This is a genomic window from Alistipes sp. AM16-43 (assembly GCF_003435745.1).
Classification (GTDB): Bacteria; Bacteroidota; Bacteroidia; order Bacteroidales; family Rikenellaceae; genus Alistipes; species Alistipes onderdonkii.
In genome coordinates this window covers 16,118-35,494 of the sequence record NZ_QTUQ01000007.1, presented here as the reverse complement: position 1 = coordinate 35,494, position 19,377 = coordinate 16,118, and the positions used below count along the sequence as shown (strand labels likewise).

12 protein-coding genes and 1 pseudogene are annotated in these 19,377 nt (G+C 60.1%); 5 read left to right on the top strand and 8 right to left on the bottom strand.

Going from position 1 to position 19,377, the window contains the following annotated elements:
- Positions 1-33 precede the first annotated feature (33 nt).
- Complete coding sequence (locus DW189_RS11965; RefSeq protein WP_055203001.1) at positions 34-813, top strand: formate/nitrite transporter family protein; 780 nt, start codon at positions 34-36, stop codon at positions 811-813.
- Positions 814-816: 3 nt separating this feature from the next.
- Here DW189_RS11965 and DW189_RS11960 read toward each other — a convergent pair whose 3' ends face one another.
- The 8 genes from DW189_RS11960 to DW189_RS11925 all read right to left on the bottom strand — a co-directional run bounded on the left by DW189_RS11960 (position 817) and on the right by DW189_RS11925 (position 12,282).
- Positions 817-1,773, bottom strand: coding sequence for a hypothetical protein (locus tag DW189_RS11960; protein WP_117508358.1), 957 nt, complete (start codon positions 1,771-1,773; stop codon positions 817-819).
- A gap of 2 nt (positions 1,774-1,775) precedes the next feature.
- On the bottom strand, positions 1,776-2,426 hold the full coding sequence (locus tag DW189_RS11955) for a hypothetical protein (protein ID WP_232045534.1): 651 nt from the start codon (positions 2,424-2,426) through the stop codon (positions 1,776-1,778).
- A gap of 7 nt (positions 2,427-2,433) precedes the next feature.
- Positions 2,434-5,337, bottom strand: a complete 2,904-nt coding sequence (locus DW189_RS11950) for an FtsK/SpoIIIE family DNA translocase (RefSeq protein WP_117508357.1) — start codon at positions 5,335-5,337, stop codon at positions 2,434-2,436.
- A gap of 100 nt (positions 5,338-5,437) precedes the next feature.
- Positions 5,438-6,244 carry a glutamate racemase gene (murI, locus tag DW189_RS11945; RefSeq protein ID WP_117508356.1) on the bottom strand — a complete coding sequence of 269 codons (807 nt, stop codon included), beginning with the start codon at positions 6,242-6,244 and terminating at the stop codon, positions 5,438-5,440.
- 89 nt (positions 6,245-6,333) lie between these two features.
- Positions 6,334-6,858: a shikimate kinase gene (locus DW189_RS11940; RefSeq protein WP_022332195.1), complete on the bottom strand. Its 525-nt coding sequence runs from the start codon at positions 6,856-6,858 to the stop codon at positions 6,334-6,336.
- A gap of 10 nt (positions 6,859-6,868) precedes the next feature.
- Positions 6,869-9,670: a DNA gyrase/topoisomerase IV subunit A gene (locus DW189_RS11935; protein WP_055203007.1), complete on the bottom strand. Its 2,802-nt coding sequence runs from the start codon at positions 9,668-9,670 to the stop codon at positions 6,869-6,871.
- Positions 9,671-9,675: 5 nt separating this feature from the next.
- Positions 9,676-11,550, bottom strand: a complete 1,875-nt coding sequence (locus tag DW189_RS11930; protein WP_117508355.1) for a DNA topoisomerase IV subunit B — start codon at positions 11,548-11,550, stop codon at positions 9,676-9,678.
- Positions 11,551-11,553: 3 nt separating this feature from the next.
- Positions 11,554-12,282 (bottom strand): lysophospholipid acyltransferase family protein, encoded by a 729-nt coding sequence (locus DW189_RS11925; protein ID WP_022332197.1) that lies wholly within the window; start codon positions 12,280-12,282, stop codon positions 11,554-11,556.
- Positions 12,283-12,970: 688 nt separating this feature from the next.
- Here DW189_RS11925 and DW189_RS11920 point away from each other — a divergent pair.
- The 4 genes and pseudogenes from DW189_RS11920 to DW189_RS11905 all read left to right on the top strand — a co-directional run.
- Positions 12,971-15,337, top strand: coding sequence for an outer membrane beta-barrel protein (locus DW189_RS11920; protein ID WP_117508354.1), 2,367 nt, complete (start codon positions 12,971-12,973; stop codon positions 15,335-15,337).
- A gap of 594 nt (positions 15,338-15,931) precedes the next feature.
- The gene (locus DW189_RS11915; protein WP_117508353.1) at positions 15,932-17,239 is read left to right on the top strand and encodes a retropepsin-like aspartic protease; all 1,308 of its coding nucleotides are present in this window, start codon (positions 15,932-15,934) and stop codon (positions 17,237-17,239) included.
- Positions 17,240-17,258: 19 nt separating this feature from the next.
- A complete protein-coding gene (locus DW189_RS11910; protein WP_117508352.1) occupies positions 17,259-18,236 on the top strand; it encodes a 6-bladed beta-propeller in 978 nt (325 codons plus the stop codon).
- Between the two features lie 424 nt (positions 18,237-18,660).
- Positions 18,661-19,303 (top strand): annotated as a pseudogene (locus DW189_RS11905) (metal-transporting ATPase); the annotation flags it as partial.
- Positions 19,304-19,377 lie beyond the last annotated feature (74 nt).

The window sequence follows — 19,377 nt, the reverse complement described above, 5'->3', positions numbered from 1 at the left end:
GTTTCACTACCTTTGCGGCCTCTATTCCCAAACATGGCACAGATAAACACACCCAAGGAAGTACTCGCGCTGGCTCAGAAGTCGGCAACGGGCAAAATGCAACTCCCGGCGGGCAAGACCCTCCTGCTGGCATTCCTGGCCGGCGCATACATCGCCATGGGCGGACTCTTCTCGCTGATGGCGGGGTTCGGGTTCCCCGGGGTGGCCGAAGCGCCCGGGTTGCAGCGCCTGCTCTCGGGGCTGGTATTCCCGCTGGGGCTCATCCTGGTGGTATTCGCCGGGGCGGAGCTCTTCACGGGCAACAACGCCGTGCTCGTACCCGGGGCGCTGGGCCGCAGGTACGGATGGGGCAAGGTGCTGCGCAACTGGGGGCTGGTATACGCGGGGAATTTCATCGGGGCGGCCTTCTTCGCCTATTTCCTGGTGGTGCTGCCCGGCGTACTCTCGTCGGAGCTGTGGCGCGAAGCGGCCTGCAACGTGGCGCAGGCCAAGGTCTCGATGCCGTGGCTGACGGTATTCCTGCGCGGCGTGGGCGCCAACTGGCTGGTATGCCTCGCGGTATGGCTCGGGCTGAGTACCGACGACGCGGCAGGCCGTATGATGGGGTTGTTTTTCCCGGTCATGTGCTTCGTGGTGATCGGCTACGAGCACTGCATCGCCAACATGTTCTTCATCCCGCTGGGGATGATGCTGGGCGCCCCGGTGACGGCGGCGGACATGGTCGCCGCAAACCTGGTTCCCGCCACGCTCGGGAACATCGCGGGCGGCGGCATCTTCGTCGGCGGGCTCTACTGGTACCTCAACCGGAAATAGGGGTCAATCCGCCAGCCTGAGCCACAACCGCCCGTGGCGGAAATCGAAGACCACCCGGAAGGCGGAGAAGAATTTTACGCCGAGGAAACCGTCGCCGGGGAGTTTCATCGGTTTGTCGAGCACCACGACAGGCAGCCCGCAGAAGGGGTAGCGCCCCATGAAAGTGGCTACGGCGGGCATCAGCACCCGCAGGGTCATCCCGCCCGGCGTCCGGCCTTCCACCAGATCGACAGGGGCACGCGACACGAATTTCCCGACCGCAGGCTTGAATGCGAAGAGTGCCAGCAGGTTGGCATTGCCCAGATCGACGACCAGCCGCATCGGCATCGCACGGCTGCGTCCCCGGACATCGGACAAGCGCACCGTATCCGCAACCCAAAACATCCCCGATTGCCCGTCGGCCACCAGTTCGTAGGCCTCCCACCCGTCGCCGGGTTGCGGCAGGCTCCCGAATGAGAGCGGACGGAAAATGCCGCGGCGGACATCGAGCTCGAAAATACCGGGCGCAGCCACGCTGTCGGTCGTGAAGGTATGGAGCGGGTAGAGCAGGTCGCAGGGCTTGCGTCGCCGCAGATCGACGACATAGCTCTCGCACAAACTGCGCGTATCCCCCACCCTGACCCCCGGTGCCAGTTTATAGCGGGCCGAATAGTCCGTGCCGCCGGCCATGCGGAAACGCACGGGGCGTTCGAGTTCGACGGGTTCGAAAAGCCCGGGGTGCGACCAGACCAGCGCGCTGTCGATCAGCGGAAAATAGACGCCCGATTCGAGAAACACCCGCACCGGTATGGAATCCCCTACGAAAGACGCCGCATAGAGCAGATCGCGCTCGGAGGTAAGTTCCCAAGCCGTGCCGGAAGGCAGCTGCCCGCCTGTCGGCGACGGGTCTTCCGGCGCCGCAGCCAGCGTCGCCGCGGGGATGGCGACGGACAACAGCAGCATGATCGGCCGGCGGAACATGGTCAGCGGAAGTCGATGAATTCGTACCCGGCGTAGTTATCCTTCGCAAAGGCCTTGAGCGGCGTTTCGAGGGGCTTGATGCCCAGCACCGAAACCTGCACCTGCTCGCCGTCGTAATCGTAGCGGAGCGACACGGGACGCATCGCGGCGGTATCGACCGTAAGGACGATATTGCCCGCCGAGGAGGTATTCCCCGGCGCAGGGGTCAGACGCACCACGGCACGGCCCTCCTGCTCGCCGGCGAGCGAGGCCGCATATTCGCTGCCGAGGAAATCGAAGGCATGGACGGGATTATTGAGGATATTGCGGCTGTCGCTGTCGACCACGTCGATCGTCACCTCGCGGCGGCGGTTGTCCACCTCGTAGCGCACGGCTCCGTCGCAGTAGACCTCGGCATCGCCCAGCACGAGGTAATAATTCTCCCCCTCGACGGCATAGCGCCCGCGCGTGACGTATTCGTCCGAGCGAACCTCGAACGACACCCCGTAGGCACCCAGCGCTCGGAAGCCGTCGCTGACCCCGGCCAGGATCGCGTCGGCACGGCCGGCGGCCGGAACATTATTTGCGGCAGCCGGAACATCCGCGGCAGCCGGGACTGCGGCGACGCATTGCATCGCGGAAAGCAGCAACAGGAGGGACAGGAATCGTTTCATGGCAGCATCAGAATAGGCCCAGCTCCTGCAACTTGGCTTCGAGCGAGGGCATGTCATGGAAAAGGATGTCGCGCGGCTTGGCTCCCTGCTGGCGTCCGACGATGCCGGCACGTTCGAGCTGCATCATGATGCGCCCGGCACGGTTGAAGCCCACCTCGTAGTTGCGCTGGATCATCGAGGTCGAGATATTGCCGCCCGAAACGGCGTCGCGGGCGATCTCGGCGAAGAGCGAATCGTATTTCACGGGGGCGGAGTCCTCGCTGCCCATACTCCCCGAAGAATCGCCCGTATCGGGCGTATAGTCGGGCAGCGAATAGGCCGAGGTATAGCCCTGCTGCTTCGATATATACTCGACGATGCGTTCGACCTCCTTGGTTTCGACCAGCGCGCACTGGATACGGGTCAGTTCCCCGTCCTTCGAGAAGAGCATGTCGCCGCGGCCGATAAGCTGGTTGGCCCCCGGCTGGTCGATGATCGTACGCGAGTCGATCATCTGCATCACGCGGAAGGCGATACGCGCGGGGAAATTGGCCTTGATACCGCCCGTGATGACCTTCACGTCGGGGCGCTGCGTGGCGATGATCAGGTGGATGCCGACGGCACGCGCCTTCTGCGCGAGGCGCATGACGGGCCCCTCGACCTCGCGGGCGGTCATGATCAGGTCGGCGAACTCGTCGACCACCACGACGATATAGGGCAGGTAGCGGTGCCCGTTGAGCGGGCTGAGCCGCCGGGCGGTGAATTTCTCGTTGTACTCGGCGATATTGCGCGCCCCGGCTTTCTTGCAAAGTTCCAGGCGGCTGTCCATCTCCGTGCAGAGCGAATTGAGCGTGTAGACCGCCTTCTTGGGGTCGGTGATGATGGCATCGTCCTCGGACTCCATCTTGGCGAGGAAGTGGCGCTCGATCTTGGCATAGAGCGAGAACTCGACCATCTTGGGGTCGATCATCACGAACTTGAGCTGCGCGGGGTGCTTGCGGTAGAGCAGCGAGGTGATGATGGCGTTCAGCCCCACGGACTTACCCTGTCCCGTGGCGCCCGCCACCAACAGGTGCGGCATCTTGGCCAGGTCGAACACGTAATTCTCGTTCTGGATCGTACGGCCGATCACCACCGGGAGCTCGGCCTTCGACTCCTGGAAACGCAGCGAACGCACGGCGGAGTACATCGACACCACCTGCTTGTCGCGGTTGGGCACCTCGATGCCGATGGTTCCCTTGCCGGGGATAGGGGCGATGATGCGGATACCCAGCGCCTTGAGGCTCTGGGCGATGTCGTTTTCGAGCCCCTGGATCTTCGAGATCTTGACGCCCTGCGCCTGCACGATCTCATAGAGCGTCACGGTGGGGCCGACCGTGGCCTTGATACGCTGGATGGGGATGCCGAAATTGCGGAGCGTATCCTCGATCTTGGTCTTGTTCTCGAAAATCTCCTCGTCGCTCACTTCCGAGTCGGAAACATAGTCTTCGAGCAGCGTCACGGGCGGCTTGTGGTAGTTCACGAGGTCTTTCAGCGGGTCGTAGCTCTCGGTCGGGATCGCCTTTTCATCGACCAGGCGGGCTTCGTTGGCCTCGACGGTCACGACGACGCCCCCGGCAGGAACGGGTATCTCGGTAAACGGCCCGTCGGGGAGCGGCTCCCCGGATACAGGAGCGGCAGCGGAGGGCACCCCGGCAACAGAGGGCATCCCGGCAGCCGGGGCCGGTGTCCCGACGGGGTCTTCCCCGCCCAGGGATAATTCGGTGAAAGGTTCGTCGGACACAGGCGCAGCAGGCCGGACAGCAGTGCCGGCGGCAGGACGCACCGCGGGGCGTTCCAGCTCGACAAGCCCGCTGGGGCCGATCACCAGCCGGCCTTCGGGGCGCGACAGGTCGACCTCGGTAAACTCGCCGTCGTCATCGGATGCGACGGCCTCTGCCGCCTGCGGGGTTTCGGGCACAATGGGCATGCCATCGGGGCCCAGTTCCACGAACGGATCGTCGTCCGCATCGCGGCGGGCGGCCTGCGGGGCGGCGGGAGTCCCGGCGGCAGCAGGCCCGGGAGTACGTACGGCGCGGGGCATTTCCGGCACCGGACGCTGCACGGCCAGTTCGGGTTCGGGACGGCGCACGACCACCTCGGGCTCCACCTTCACGGCAGACTCCACGGCCGGAGTGTCGGCCGACCGCCTGGCAGGCCTCTCCCCGGGATTCCCGGCGGATTCCGCGGCTACGGCAGCCGCATCCCCGGCGGCATCGGACGGTTGCCCGTGCGCGTGCACGACCTTATGTTTGACGATCTCGACGATCTTGCCGCTCTTGTCGACCATGACGTTGCCCGCACGGTTGACCTTGTTGATGAAGTTGCGGTTGATGAATACCCCCGTAAGGATCCAGCAGCCCAGCAGCAGGATCAACGTTCCCAGCACCCCGATATGCGTGCGCAGCAGCGCTGCGGTCTCGATGCCGAAGGCACCGCCCCACCCCGTCGAACTGCAAAGGCTCCACTTGTCCGAGAAGGCGAAGCCCAGCGTCAGCGAACCGAGGATCAGGATGAGGAAAAGCGAGAGGATCGAATGGTTGAACAGCAGCGGGCGCTGGCGGATGACGCGCACGCCGACGAGCACCACCATCACCGGGATCAGAATGCCGGACACGCCGAACGAGTTGTCGACCAGCAGGCGTCCCAGCCTGGCACCCGCCCAGCCGCAGAGGTTTCCGGGCTCGACACCCAGCGTGGCACGTTCCTCGGGCGAGAGCAGCAGCCCGCTCTGGTCGGCCGCCCAGGTAAAAAACGAGAACAGTACGGCCGAGGCGGCGAACACCCCGATGAAAAGCAGCAGCAATCCTGCGACCCAGCGCGCACTGTCGCTGTTGGAACGCTGGACTTTCTGCCGTCCGTTGGGGGATGAGGATGTATTTTTAGATGCCATCTGTGTTGCGCTTGATTTTTATCAAGCGAAGTTACGCATTTTTTTCGACATTTCGGAATATAGCGATGTAAAATCGGGTTCGGAAGCGAATCCGGCGCTATTAAAGTGCCCCCAAGGCCTTGCGTTCCAGGCGGAGGCGGTAGGCCTCGTCGGCAAAGGTGCGGAACGTATATTCCGCGCGGTGGGCGGGGTCGGCGTGCAGGCCGTAACGGTCGAGCAGCTGCACGACGCGGCGGGCGACGGCGGGCGAAGGGTCGACGACCGTGACGCCGCGGCCCGCGACGACACGTTCGAGGACGGGAAGCAGGAAAGGATAGTGCGTACAGCCGAGCACGATCTGGTCGGCGCCGTGGGCGAGCATCTCCGCGACGGCGGCGCGGACTGCGGTTTCGGCCTCGGGCGTAGCTTCGAGGTCGTTTTCGACCAGTTCGACGAAGCCCCGGCCGGGCGCCGTGACAAGGTCTACGCCGTCGCCGTACCTGGCCGCCGTGCGGCGGAAGAGCTCGCCGTCGAGGCTCCGTTCGGTAGCCAGTACCCCCACCACCCCGCTGCGGGTCGCCAGGCAGGCGGGTTTCACGGCCGGCTCCATGCCCACGATCGGCATGGGGGCGTATTTTTCGCGCAGGAAGTCGATGGCGGCGGCCGTGGCGGTATTGCAGGCCACGACGACCAGCTTGCACCCCTGCGCCACAAGGAAGGCGACCGCTTCGTCGGCAAGGCGCCGCACCTCCTCGCGGGGGCGCGACCCGTAGGGGCAGTTCTTACCGTCACCCAGGTAGACGAGCGACTCAGCGGGGAGCGCACGCCGCACCTCGCGCCAGACGGTCAGCCCGCCCAGCCCCGAATCGAAAACACCGATGGGTGCATTATTTGAAAGTTTATCCACGTCTTTCAGGAGTTGCAGCATATCATCGTCCGCGGCACGGCCGCGTCGTATCGTTCGCTGCGGTTTCCGCGCCCCCGGGTACTCCCGGGGCCGCAGCCGCAGGGTCTTTTCTATTTCAGGCCGAGTTGCCTCAGGATATGCTCCACGACCTGGTCGTCGGACATCGCATCGCAGTCGACGACCAGATGCGCCTGCGCATAGAAGGGTTCGCGCACGGCCATATCGCGTTCCATGAAAGCGACCAGTCCGGCATCGTCCAGCCCCCGCAAGCGGGGACGTTTCCGGCGTCCGTAGGGGCTCAGGCGGCGGGCGATTTGCTCCGCAGTGCGGTGCAGGAAGACGGTATGCCCCACGCCGTTCATGCGCTGCATGTTATCGCTCCAGGTGGGGAGCCCCCCGCCCGTCGAGACCACCGTTTCGCCGCCTGCGGCGATCGCCCGTTCGAGCGCTTCGCGCTCCGCTTCGCGGAACCGCGCCTCGCCTTCATAACGGAAGACATCGGCGACGGAGGCTCCCGCCTGCTCCTCGACCAGCGCATCGGTATCCACGAAGCCGACGCCCAGCCTGCGCGCCAGCTTGCGCCCGAGGGTGCTCTTGCCGCATCCCATGTAACCGACCAAAAAGAGGGGTTTCATCGCCGGCAGGTCAAAACAGGTTCAGTTGTTCGGGGTCGATCACCTCGTCGGCATCGCCCCGGGCGCGTTCGATCTCGAACTCCACCCCGCCGGAAACAGCCGCAGCGTCGCCGGCACCGGCATCCGCCGCCCCGTCATCCGCCCCGCCGCCGGAGAGCAGGCCGTCGGGAATCTCCCCGGCATCGCCGTCGTCCGAAGGTTCGGGCTCGGGCGGCAGTTCGGGTTCGATGAAGCGCAGCGTAGCGACCTCGTAGGTCGTCAGGCGCTTGCCCTTGGCGCGGTGGCTCTTGACGCCGACGAATTCGTCGACGTCGACCTCGTCCGCGGGACGCGACGCATGCGCCCCCTTGTAGGTGATTTCGAGTTTGGCGCCCGTGCGTTCCGTCACGGCGACCAGGTCGGCCTGTCCGTCCTCGTCGAGGAAGAACTGCATCTTGTCGCTCATCTCGGCCGTGAAGCGCTTCATGTAATAGAACTGCTGCGAACGGTCGTAGTAGCAGACGCTGTAAACGCGGTCGGGCTCATAGCGGCTCACGCGCACGGTCTCGTCGGGGAAATGCTGCCCGAGGTCGTAACCCGTGATATAGTACTGGTTCTTCGACGTCCAGACGATGATCCGGTCGTCGCCCTTGAACTCGCCCAGCAGCTTGCCGCGGCCGTCGGCGTTCAGGCGGCGGACATCCTCGTCGAACCAGACGTTCTGACCGCCGAGCGTCGAGGTGCCTCGCTCCTTGAGGACGATCTTGTGGATGCCGTAGCGCGAGAAGAGGTTGCCCTGGCTCTGGCGCCCCTTGATGGCGAGGGTCGAGAAATCGAGGTCGACGATCACCTTCTTGAGACGCGGACGGGGCTTGAAGTAAACCTTCAGCACCTCGGCCTCACCATTCGGATTGACAGACATATAGAGTATCTCGCTCTTGGGCGTGCCCTTGGTGATGTCGTACTCCTTGTCGCGCGTGATGGCCTTGATAGCGCAGCGCTTCATCATGATCGGGCCGTTCTTGCCGTCGCGGTACAGCACGTTGTAGATCGTGCGCTCGTCGTTGCGCTTGAAGACCCCGATGTAGTAGATGCCCTTCTCGAAGAAGGCCTTGTCGCTCACCTTGGTGATGACGTAGCGGCCGTCCTTCGTGAAGACGATCACGTCGTCGATGTCCGAGCAGTCGCATACGAATTCGGCGTCCTTCATCGACTTGCCGATGCCGAAGAAGCCCTCGGCGCGGTCGACGTAGAGCTTGGCATTGGTCACGGCGACCTTCGTGGCCTCGATGTTGTCGAACTCACGCAGCTCGGTGCGGCGCTCCTTGCCCTTGCCGTACTTGTCGCGGATACGCTCGTAGTAGGCCACGGCGTACTCGGTGAGATGGTCGAGGTCGTACTGCGTGGCCTTGATGTCCTCCTCGATCTGACGGATCTCGTTGTCGGCCTTGTCGCTGTCGTAACGCGAGATGCGGATGAACTTCAGTTCCGTCAGGCGCTGCACGTCGGAGAGCGTGACCTCGCGGCGCAGCCGTTTCTTGAACGGTTCGAGCCCCTTGTCCACGGCGGCGTAGGCCTCTTCGCGGCTCTTGCAGCCCTCGATGAGCTGGTAGAGCTTGTTCTCGATGAAAATGCGTTCGAGCGACGCGGCATGCCAGGCTTCGTTCAGTTCGCCGAGCCGGATCTCCAGCTCGCGTCCCAGCAGCCACTTGGTATGCTCGGCCGAGCGGCGCAGGATTTCGCTCACGCCCAGGAAATGGGGTTTCTCCTCCCAGATGACGCAGGCGTTGGGAGAGATCGAAACCTCGCAGTCGGTGAAGGCGTAGAGGGCGTCGATGGTTTTGTCGCTCGACTCGTCGGGCGAAACCTGGATGATGATTTCGACCTTGTCGGCCGTATTGTCGTCGACCTTCCTGATTTTGATCTTGCCCTTGTCGTTGGCCTTGATGATCGAATCCTTGATCGACTCGGTGGTCGTGGTATAGGGGATTTCGGTGATGGCGAGCGTGCGTTTGTCGATCTTCGAAATCTTGGCGCGCACCTTCACCGCCCCGCCCCGCAGGCCGTCGTTATAGCGGCTCACATCGGCCATGCCGCCCGTCGGGAAGTCGGGATAAAGCTGGAATTCGCGCCCCTCGAGGTGTGCGATGCAGGCATTGATGAGCTCCACGAAGTTGTGGGGCAGGATCTTCGACGCCAGCCCCACGGCGATGCCGTCGGAGCCCTGCGCCAGCAGCAGCGGGAACTTGATCGGCAGCGTGACGGGCTCCTCCTTGCGGCCGTCGTACGACAGCATCCACTCGGTGGTTTTCTTGTTGAAGACCACTTCGGAGGCGAACTTCGACAGGCGCGCCTCGATGTAACGCCCCGCGGCGGCCTCGTCGCCCGTGAGGATATTGCCCCAGTTACCCTGGCAGTCGATCAGCAGGTCTTTCTGCCCCAGCTGCACCAGTGCGTCCTTGATCGACGCATCGCCGTGCGGGTGGTACTGCATGGTCTGTCCCACGATGTTGGCCACCTTGTTGTAGCGTCCGTCGTCGACGACCTTCATGGCGTGCAGGATACGCCGTTGCACGGGTTTGAGGCCGTCCTCGACATGGGGTACGGCGCGTTCGAGGATCACGTACGAAGCGTAGTCCAGGAACCAGTTCTTATACATGCCCGTCAGTTTGCGCACGCCCCCTTCGTCCTGCGTCAGGCGGTCGAACTTGCCCGCCCTGGCCGGGGCGTCGGCGGCAGGGGCCGCGTCGGCCGCATCGCCGGCGGTCTGAGGGGTCGGGGCCTCTTCGTTGAGCGGCTCGTCCCGCCCGATGGTATCTTTTTCTTCTGCCATATTGCTTAGTTGATTGCGAGATCCTGCTCGACGATGTCCTCCTCGATGCGCAGGTTGTCGATGATGAAGCCCTGCCGTTCGTAGGTGTTCTTGCCCATGTAGAACTCGAGCAGGTCGTGGATCGGGTCGTCCTTGGTGATACGAACCTTGTCCAGGCGGATATTCTCGCCGATGAATTCGCGGAACTCGTCGGGCGAAATCTCACCGAGGCCCTTGAAGCGCGTGATCTCGGCATTGGCGCCGCAGCGTCCGACGGCCTTCTGCCGCTCCTCCTCGGAGTAGCAGTAAAACGTCTCCTTCTTGTTACGCACGCGGAACAGGGGGGTTTGCAGCACGAACAGGTGCCCCTGGCGGATCACGTCGGGGAAGAACTGCAGGAAGAAGGTCATCATCAAAAGGCGGATGTGCATGCCGTCGACATCGGCATCGGTGGCGATAATCACCTTGTTGTAGCGCAGGTTGTCCATATCCTCCTCGATATTGAGCGCAGCCTGAAGCAGGTTGAACTCCTCGTTCTCGTAGACCACCTTTTTGGTCAGCCCGTAGCAGTTGAGCGGCTTGCCGCGCAGCGAAAAGACGGCCTGCGTGCGCACGTCGCGGCTCTTGGTGATCGAACCCGAGGCCGAGTTGCCCTCGGTGATGAAGATCATCGACTGTTCGGCCAGCTCGTGCTTGTCGGTGCGGTGTATCTTGCAGTCGCGCAGTTTCTTGTTGTTGAGCGAAACCTTCTTGGCCGTCTCGCGCGCCTTCTTCTGGATGCCTGAGATGGCTTTGCGCTCCTTTTCGTTCTCGACGATCTTCCGCTGGAGCACCTGCGCCGTCTCGGAATGCTTGTGCAGGTAGTCGTCGAGGTGCTTGCCCAGAAAATCGACGACGAAATTGCGCATCGACACGCCCGGCTCGATCTCCTTGGAGCCGAGTTTGATCTTGGTCTGCGATTCGAAGACCGGGTCGGTGACCTTGACCGAAATAGCGGCGATGATCGACGTGCGGATGTCCGACGGATCGTAGTCCTTGTGGTAGAACTCCTTGACGGTCTTGGCGATGGCCTCGCGGAAAGCCGCCTGGTGCGTACCGCCCTGCGAGGTGTACTGGCCGTTGACGAACGAGAAATAGCTCTCGCCGTAGCCCGTGCCGTGGGCGATGGCTACCTCGATGTCGTCGCCCGAAAGGTGGATCGGCGCATAGAGCGGCTCCTCGGTCATGTTTTCGTTGAGCAGATCCAGCAGGCCGTTTTTCGAAACGTAGCTGTTGCCGTTGAAATTGAACGTCAGCCCCAGGTTCAGGTACGTATAGTTGCGCACCATCTGCTCGACGTATTCGAGGTTGTAGGCATACTCGCCGAAGACCTCCTCGTCGACGCGGAACGAGATGAAGGTGCCGTTTTTCTCGCGCACGCCGCTCTCCCACTTGTCGCTCACCTCGAGCCCCTTGGCGAAGGTCACCGTGCGGGCCTCGCCGTCGCGTACCGAACGGGCCGTGAACTCGCCGGAAAGCATGTTGACGGCCTTGACGCCGACGCCGTTCAGGCCGACGGTCTTCTTGAAGGCCGAGCCGCCGTACTTACCGCCGGTGTTCATCTCGCTGACGGCCGCCGCGAGCGATTTGAGGGGGATGCCGCGGCCGTAGTCGCGCACCGACACCACCTTGTCCTCGATCGAAATGTCGATCTGGCGGCCGGCCCCCATGATGAATTCGTCGACCGAATTGTCCACGACCTCCTTGATGAGGACGTAAATGCCGTCGTCGGCCTGCGTGCCGTCGCCCAGCTTGCCGATATACATGCCGGGGCGCAGACGGATATGCTCCCGCGGCGAAAGCGTAACGATGACGTCGTCGCCGTAGCTGTCGTTAGGATTGGTATTGAGTAAATCTGCCATAGTCTATTTTCGGTTTCGGATCTGGGCAAGGGCCGCGCTCATGGCGTCGTGCACCTCCTCCATCAGCACGTGCGTCTCGGTCGAGACGACCTTCGCGGCCGGTACGGGGGGCAGCACGCGGATGGTGATGCGGTTGCCCCAGTTGAACATCGCGTTCTTGCGGATAAGCGTCTTGGTGCCGTCCAGCACCACGGGGAGTATCTCCACGCCCGCCTCCCGGGCCAGCGTGAAGGCGCCCGCCTTGAAGCGGTGTATCTCGCCGTCCTTGGAACGCGTACCCTCGGGGAAGACGGCCACCGAAGCGCCGCGCGAAATCCACAGTTTGCCGTCGCGCACCATCTGCTCCAGCGCCTCGGAGGCGCGGCCGCGGTTGATGCAGATGTCGCCGTGGAGGATGAGGTACTGCCCGAAGAAAGGCGTCTTGAAGACCTCGCGCTTGGAGACCCAGCGGAAATTGAGCGGGATGTAATAGAGCGTCGGAATGTCGATCACCGTATTATGGTTCAGCACGATGACGTAGCTTTTCTTCCGGTCGACATGTTCGAGCCCCTCCACACGCTGCCGCCAGCGGGGCGGGATGGCGAAGAAGGTGCGCACCAGGATGCGCGACAGCTCGTGCACCACGCGGCGGCCCTTGTCGAAGGGATAGCACACGACCAGCGCCAGGGCCGACAGGATCATGAAGAAGGTGCACAGCAGCACCAGGAAGATATAATAAACCGCGCTTATCATAGTTTCAGCATTTTTTGCCGGGCATTCCCGCCCCGCCGTGCCTGCCCTGCTGCCGGATCGCGTCGGAAACGGCATGGCGGAGCGTTCGGAATCACATCGGGGGACAATGAGCCATAATAATTCAATCTGCAAATTTAGGAATTATTCGCGGGATTCCAGCCTCGCGGCGCACGATTTTTCAACAAAATTTCGACGACACCTATTTTATCGGGGACAGCCCTCCCCCGCTTTCCGCGACGCAGAAAGCGTACGCCGACAACTATACAAAGGCGGAATGCTGACGGGGGTGCGGGACGCGGCAGCCGGCCGGTCGCCGCAGGTAATAGGCAGCAAAGCGGGAGATTCCGTTTTGAATTTCCTGCCTTTTTTATAACTTTGTGCCATACATATTAGCGAAAGCTATTGTTTTTGGGTAGATAAAACGACCAATTTTAACGAAGCCAAGAAAACAGTAGTATTCCCGCGTCACGCGCGGGCTCTACCTGTTTGGCTTCGGGTGCTTGGTCGTACCCATCTACCGACAGAGGGGAGTCCGCGTTTTTTCATGCATGAACGGCCGCCCCTCCCCGGGAAAGGATAATTTTTTTCGTAAAATTTAGTACTATGTATTGCAAAGTACAAATATTTTTACATATCTTTGCCTCGTCAACTAAAATGCAGTGCAGATTACAAACAACGACAGAATAGTATGAAAAAACTTATCTTCCTCATCGTAATACTGGCGCTGGCCGCCGCAAACGCATTCGCAGCCCGCATCTATCCGGCCGAGGGCCGCGTGGTGGACGAACAGGGACAGGCCGTGGAGTACGCTACGGTCGTGCTGCTGAAAGGCAGCGACCAGGTGGCGGGCATGGCCACCGACGACACGGGCCGCTTCGTGCTGAAAGTGCCTTCGGGCGAGTATACCCTGTCGGTACAATACCTCGGGTTCGACCCCGTCGTGCGGCAGGTGCGGGTCGAGGAGAACAACGACCTGGGCGAGATCGTGATGAAAAGCTCGGCGACCCGGATCGAAGGCGTGGTGGTCAAGGCGCAGCTTATCCGCCGCGAGGCCGACCGCTTCGTAGTCGACGTAGCCAACGCCCCGGCGGCGATCGGCAAGGACGGCATCGAGCTGCTGGAACGCGCTCCGGGCGTTTGGCTCGACGACGAGAAGATCTCGATAAACGGCAAGTCGGGCTCGAAGGTCTATGTCAACGACCGCGAACTGCGCATGGAGCCCGAGCAGCTGCTCACCTACCTGCGCTCGCTGCGCGCCGAGGAGATCCAGAAGATCGAGGTCGTACCGACGACGGGCGCCGACTACGACGCCGATTCATCGGGCGGCATCATCAGGATCACGCTCCGCAAGCGCCGCGAGAACGGGTTGGACGGATCGCTGTCGATGCGCACCACACAGAACGGGCGCCACCACTTCTATACGCCGAGCGGCAACATCAACATCCACACGGGGCGCCTCGACCTCTATGCCTCGGCATGGGCCGACCTGGGAAAGGACACGGCCGTCTCGGACGAACACACCGACTACACCACGGGCGACACGAACCTCACGTCCCATTCGGAAATCACCGAACGCGACCGCAACTTCGGCGGCAGCATCGGCTCGGTATTCGAAATCAACCCCAAGCACAGCATCGGCGCCGAGTTCGAATACTGGCGCAACAACGAAAAGGGCCCGAACGACTCCTATACCGACTTCACGGACGCGGGCGTCGTGACCCGTACGCAAAGCCGTTACGACACGCGCAACATCCGCAACAACTATTCGGCGACGTTCAACTACATCTACAAGCTTGACACGCTCGGGTCGACGCTCAAGCTGCTGGCCGACTACACGCGCCGCGAAACGGAGGCCGGCAACGACAATTTCAGCCGCATCACCTCCCCCACCACGGCCGTCGACTCGACCTACCGCGACAACTCGTCGAGCCTCTACGACATCACGACCGCCACGCTGGCCCTCGACAAGAAATTCTCGCCCCGCTGGTCGCTGCGCGCAGGCGCCAAGTTCACCTACAACGACATGCACAACGACGCGCTCTACGAATACGTGAAGGACGGCGCGTGGGTGTGCAACGACAACCAGAGCTTCACGATCAACTATACGGAGAACATCGCGGCGGCTTACGGCATCGCCTCGGCCAACCTCGGGCGCTGGAGCCTCGTGGCAGGGCTGAGGGGCGAATACACCCACACCCGGGGCAAGGGCAGCGACATCTCGCAGAACTACTTCAGCCTCTTCCCCAACGCGAACGTCTCCTATGCCCTGACCAAAGACGGGGCCTACTCGCTCATCGCCCAGTATGCCCGCACGATCGAGCGCCCGCGCTTCTGGAGCCTCAACCCGCAGCGGTTCCAGATCTCGGACTACACCTACCAGACGGGAAACCCCGAACTCGACCCGGCTTACAAGCAGGACATCAGCCTGACGCTGGTGCTCAAGCACAAGTACACCCTCACGGGCGGCATGACGATCCAGCGCGACGAGATACAGCAGACGATACGCCCCGACGCGGACGACCCGGCGCGCCTGTGCCTGGCGTGGACAAACTTCGACACGACGAAAAACTATTACCTCACGGCCAACGCACCGTTCCAGTTCACCAAATGGTGGACGCTGAACCTCAACCTCACCTACATCCGGCAGGGGCAGCGCATCGACGAGCACAGCGCCGAAAAACATTACAACTTCTATTTCGTAAACAGCTCGACGACCTTCTCGCTGCCCGCGAAATTCTACATCGACCTGTCGTACCGGTTCCAGAGCCGCATGGACTTCGGCAACTGCTGGGTAAAACCGCTCCATTTCCTGAACGCAGGGATCAAGAAGCGTTTCGGCGACAAGTTCACCGCCTCGTTCTCGGTGCGCAACCTGATCGAGCGCCCGCAGCACATCGGTGCCCGCGGCGACGGGTTCGTGCGCATGGTCGACGTCAAACAGCAGTGGAACGACCGCAGCTTCACGATCGGGGTGACCTACAACTTCAAGTCGGGCAAAACCTTCAAACGCAAGGCGGTCGAAGCAGGTTCGGCCGATGAGAAGAACCGCCTGTAAAGCTCCCGGGGCAGCATCACGGGACACACGACCCGGATCGCATGACCCGAAACACAATATCCCGGAACGTACACAGCACCGCGGCACACAACATCCCCAAACGTGCACAGCAGGACACAGCATCGCGGGATACAACCCGGATCGCGTGACGGGGAACACAGCAACCCGAAAAGCAGCATCCTGAAACGCCCCCTCCCGACCAGTCGGCCGGGAGGGGGCGTTTGTCCGGTTGCCAAAGGCCGGCAGGGAAAGGCAGACGGCAATTGCAGGATGCAGTTAAAAAAAAATAAAATAGTATTTAATCGACTGAATAATTGTAAAATAAATTATTTATCCGTATATTGGATTTAAATTATTTCACAAATACAAACCCAAAAACACATTGCATCCCTGCTCATCTCGCATCTGAAAATAAAAAAACAACATCCTTCCGGAATACCCGGATCATAGCAGGCCGGATTCCGGCCTGTGCAACAAACCGGTCGTGCGGCGACTCCCGGCTCAAACCGGATTCGGGTTTTTGACGGGCGATTGCGGGTTTTCATAACGAAAATCGGTACTACACAGTAAATTGCAACTAAAACAAGGTCGACCATGTTACGAAAAATTTTCGGGCTGCTCATTTTCCCGATTCTGGGTGCTTCCGTCCATACTTATGCCCAGGAGGAGTATGACCAGCAAATTTTCCAATACATCAACCAGGAAAAATGGTTCGATGCCAAATCCCTTTACGACACCCGCCACGACGACCTGTCCGAGGTTATCCGCCTGATTTCCGGCGCATTCCTGGGAGCATATTTCAACAGGCCGGCCGAAGGGGTGGCCGCTGTCGAAGAGCTGCTGGCCAAATACGGCGGACAGCTCGGGGGACAAGCCGTCATGTACAGGATGCTGATGGCCAAAAACCTCGCCTCCTTGCGCGCCTATGCGAAAATGGACTCCGTATTCACCTATATGCTGGCCTACGACGCCCCCTACCTCGACGACCAGACCCGGAAGGGGATCGCCTCGGGGCTGGAGCAATGCCGGAAAATTGCCAGGCTGCCCCGGATAGAGGTGATCGACCGCTCGCGGGAGGGTTCCCCCGGCACGGTCGGCATGGAGTTGGAGGACGGCCTATTTTACCTGAACGCAGGCTATTGCGGCAAAAGCGTGAAAACCCTGTTGGATATCGGGGCCGAATATACTTCGATAGACCAGAGCCTGGCCGACGAACTGGGTGTCCGGATATTTCAGGATTCACTGCGGATGTCCCCGGCATCTTACATGAAACTGGGAATTCTCGACTCCCTGCAAATCGGATCCATCACCCTCAAAAACGAGATTTGCTGTGTCTTCCCCGACGGTCTGGCGGCACGGAATCGGGAAGCGACCGCCGATTCGGGCATCACACGGATCCGGGCGATGCTGGGGATTTCGACGCTGAGGAAGCTGTCGGCCCTGACCGTGGATGTAGAGCACGGAACCATCACGTTCGACACCGGGAAGCAACCGCAAACCGGGATTGCCAACTTCATGCTGAAAGACAACATCCCCTACCTGTGGCTGGAACTGAACGGTATCCCGGCAATGATGCACTGGGACACGGGGATGAACGCCAAACCCCGCTTATCGGGCAAGTTCTATGCGGAACACGCATCGTCGCTCCCGGAACTGGGTTCTGTCCGCAAGGGGTCGGAAATAACCGCGGCCGGGGCAGCGGAATACCGTTACCATGCACTCGGCGGCATTTGCGCGAAGATAGGATCGCGGGAGGTGATCCTGCCGGAGGTGCGGGTCGTTTTCGACACGGAGGACATGCATACGGCGGAGGTGCCCGGTTATGACGGGCAGATGAACAACATCGTCGATGTGCGCCGGATACGGATCGACTTCGAAAATATGTGCGTGACGATGGAATGACGGCACCCGGATAACGGAAATGAAATTCAGATGTGAGGCTATGAATCGGACAGCAGTAATTGTTATAACCTGTATTACGGCCGGATATTTTACAGGCTGCGGCGCACCACAATCTGCGGATCATCGTATTGACGAGAGCCGGGCTACTACAATTAAAATAGCCACAAGCAACGACACGCCGGATTTGGACAGCATTGTCCGCAACCATAAATTCACCCGCCTCGAGACATCGGAAGAATGCCTTGTCGGCGAAGTATATAAATTATCATGCCGGAATAAAAAGTACTACATACTGGACCGGCACCTGCAAAAAGCCCTGTTCGTATTCGACGAAGAGGGTAAATTCCGCAATCGTATAGGACGCAGAGGCCGCGGCCCCGGAGAGTTTATCGAACCGACGGATTTCATCGTATCAGACTCGACCGTAACGGTGTTCGACATGTTCGGCCATAAACTTCTCTATTACAATCCCGACGGAACATTTATAAGATCGGTACGCCTGCCCTACTCAATTTATGAGATAGAGTCGGGCGGCGACGGTTCTGCCATTTATGCCGTCGGCGGGGATAATTCCAAATGCGATTCGCTGAAAAACTACGAATTGCTCGAGATAGGCCCCGAGGGGGATATTCGGGCAAAAGTCTATAAAAACAAGTACTCGATGGATTTCAGCAACAAATACGATTTGCAGGGCTTCGACGAAGATGTTATCTACAAAAAGGCATTCCGGCCGGCAGTATACATGCTCCGGGATAAAAAATTATATGCAAAATATATTTTCGACATTCCTTCCCATGCGCTTCCCGGCGACTATGAAAAACTGTGCAGGGGCAATTTCGAAAGGTTTATAAAACAATACAGGGGCGAATACACCTATTTCAACGGTCAATTCTGGGAGACAGACCGTTATGCAGGAATCGGCATCACCGCCAAACGCATGCCCTACCTGGTGGTTTACGACAAGGATACGCACCGTACCATACGGGTGCGGGATTAAAGTAATGTAACGACTTGATTTATATGGTAGTTACATTTTTGTATAGGAGAGTAGGTAACGAGAAGGCAACGGTTTGTTTTCAGCTTCTTGCGCTCAAATACCGCATTTCAAATAACCTATCGCAAGATACGAAAAATTTTCGAGATGGGCAAATTAGGCAGGGTCAACCGGCGAGTGCAATTTTAAGAAATTAGTTTAAAGAACTTTTTTAGACGAAGAAAATTTTAATTTTCCCGATGTCTTCTGTTCATTGTATTGCACTTGTTTAATAAACTCTTCCGTTAACACAAAGAAATCTGCCCCATTCAGTATATATTGCCTGATGGTTTATTCTGATTTTCAATTGCCCCTTTTCTGTCAGGGGAAGCATATGAATCGACAAAACATACTTTTGTACCGATAGTTTTTGCAATTTTCTTATGACAAAAGAATTCGCTGCCATGGTCGCTGTGTCGCAATGGTCGGGGATGGCATCAACGACAGTGCGGTGCTGGCGCAGGCCGATCTGGGCATTGCCATGGGGCAGGGGAGCGACATTGCGATCGACGTGGAGAAGGTCACGATTCTTTCGTCCGACCTGACGAAGATCGCCGCGGCGGTCCGCCTTTCGGCCGCGACCGTGCGCACCGTTCGGCAGAACCTTTTCTGGGCGTTTATCTACAACCTGATCGGCGTGCCTGTCGCCGCTGGCGTGCTCTATCCGCTGACCAGGTTTCTGCTCAATTCGATGCTCGTCGGGGCCGCCATGGCCCTGAGTAGTGTGAGCGTTGTGGCCAATAGCCTGCAGCTGAGTACAAAACGGCTCGGCACGAAAGCCGTCCATAAAATAAATACAGAATTTATAACCAAAAAAACAAACAGCCATGAAAAAAGAGTATCGTATCGAAGGAATAATGTGCAACCACTGCCGGATGCATGTCGAAAAGGCCCTGAACGGCATCGAAGGTCTCCGTGCCGTTGTTACTCTCGATCCTCCTGCCGCGACGGTCGAATTCACTGGGCGGGAGCCGGAGCTGGCCGAATTGCAGCGGGTGCTGGGCGAAGATTATAAGATCACGGAGCGTTGAAACCCCGGTCTCGGAGCGGCCGCTATCCATCTATAAAGGTATTGCGGCTCCTGAAAACCCCTAAAATTAGGTAT

Bases quoted from the DNA above. Each gene is read 5' to 3' on its own strand.
- DW189_RS11965 (WP_055203001.1), top strand. From the start codon at position 34: ATGGCACAGATAAACACACCCAAGGAAGTACTCGCGCTGGCTCAGAAG.
- DW189_RS11935 (WP_055203007.1), bottom strand. From the start codon at position 9,670: ATGGCAGAAGAAAAAGATACCATCGGGCGGGACGAGCCGCTCAACGAA.
- DW189_RS11925 (WP_022332197.1), bottom strand. From the start codon at position 12,282: ATGATAAGCGCGGTTTATTATATCTTCCTGGTGCTGCTGTGCACCTTC.
- DW189_RS11920 (WP_117508354.1), top strand. From the start codon at position 12,971: ATGAAAAAACTTATCTTCCTCATCGTAATACTGGCGCTGGCCGCCGCA.
- DW189_RS11960 (WP_117508358.1), bottom strand. From the start codon at position 1,773: ATGTTCCGCCGGCCGATCATGCTGCTGTTGTCCGTCGCCATCCCCGCG.
- DW189_RS11950 (WP_117508357.1), bottom strand. From the start codon at position 5,337: ATGGCATCTAAAAATACATCCTCATCCCCCAACGGACGGCAGAAAGTC.
- DW189_RS11915 (WP_117508353.1), top strand. From the start codon at position 15,932: ATGTTACGAAAAATTTTCGGGCTGCTCATTTTCCCGATTCTGGGTGCT.
- murI (WP_117508356.1), bottom strand. From the start codon at position 6,244: ATGCTGCAACTCCTGAAAGACGTGGATAAACTTTCAAATAATGCACCC.
- DW189_RS11955 (WP_232045534.1), bottom strand. From the start codon at position 2,426: ATGAAACGATTCCTGTCCCTCCTGTTGCTGCTTTCCGCGATGCAATGC.
- DW189_RS11910 (WP_117508352.1), top strand. From the start codon at position 17,259: ATGAAATTCAGATGTGAGGCTATGAATCGGACAGCAGTAATTGTTATA.
- DW189_RS11940 (WP_022332195.1), bottom strand. From the start codon at position 6,858: ATGAAACCCCTCTTTTTGGTCGGTTACATGGGATGCGGCAAGAGCACC.
- DW189_RS11930 (WP_117508355.1), bottom strand. From the start codon at position 11,550: ATGGCAGATTTACTCAATACCAATCCTAACGACAGCTACGGCGACGAC.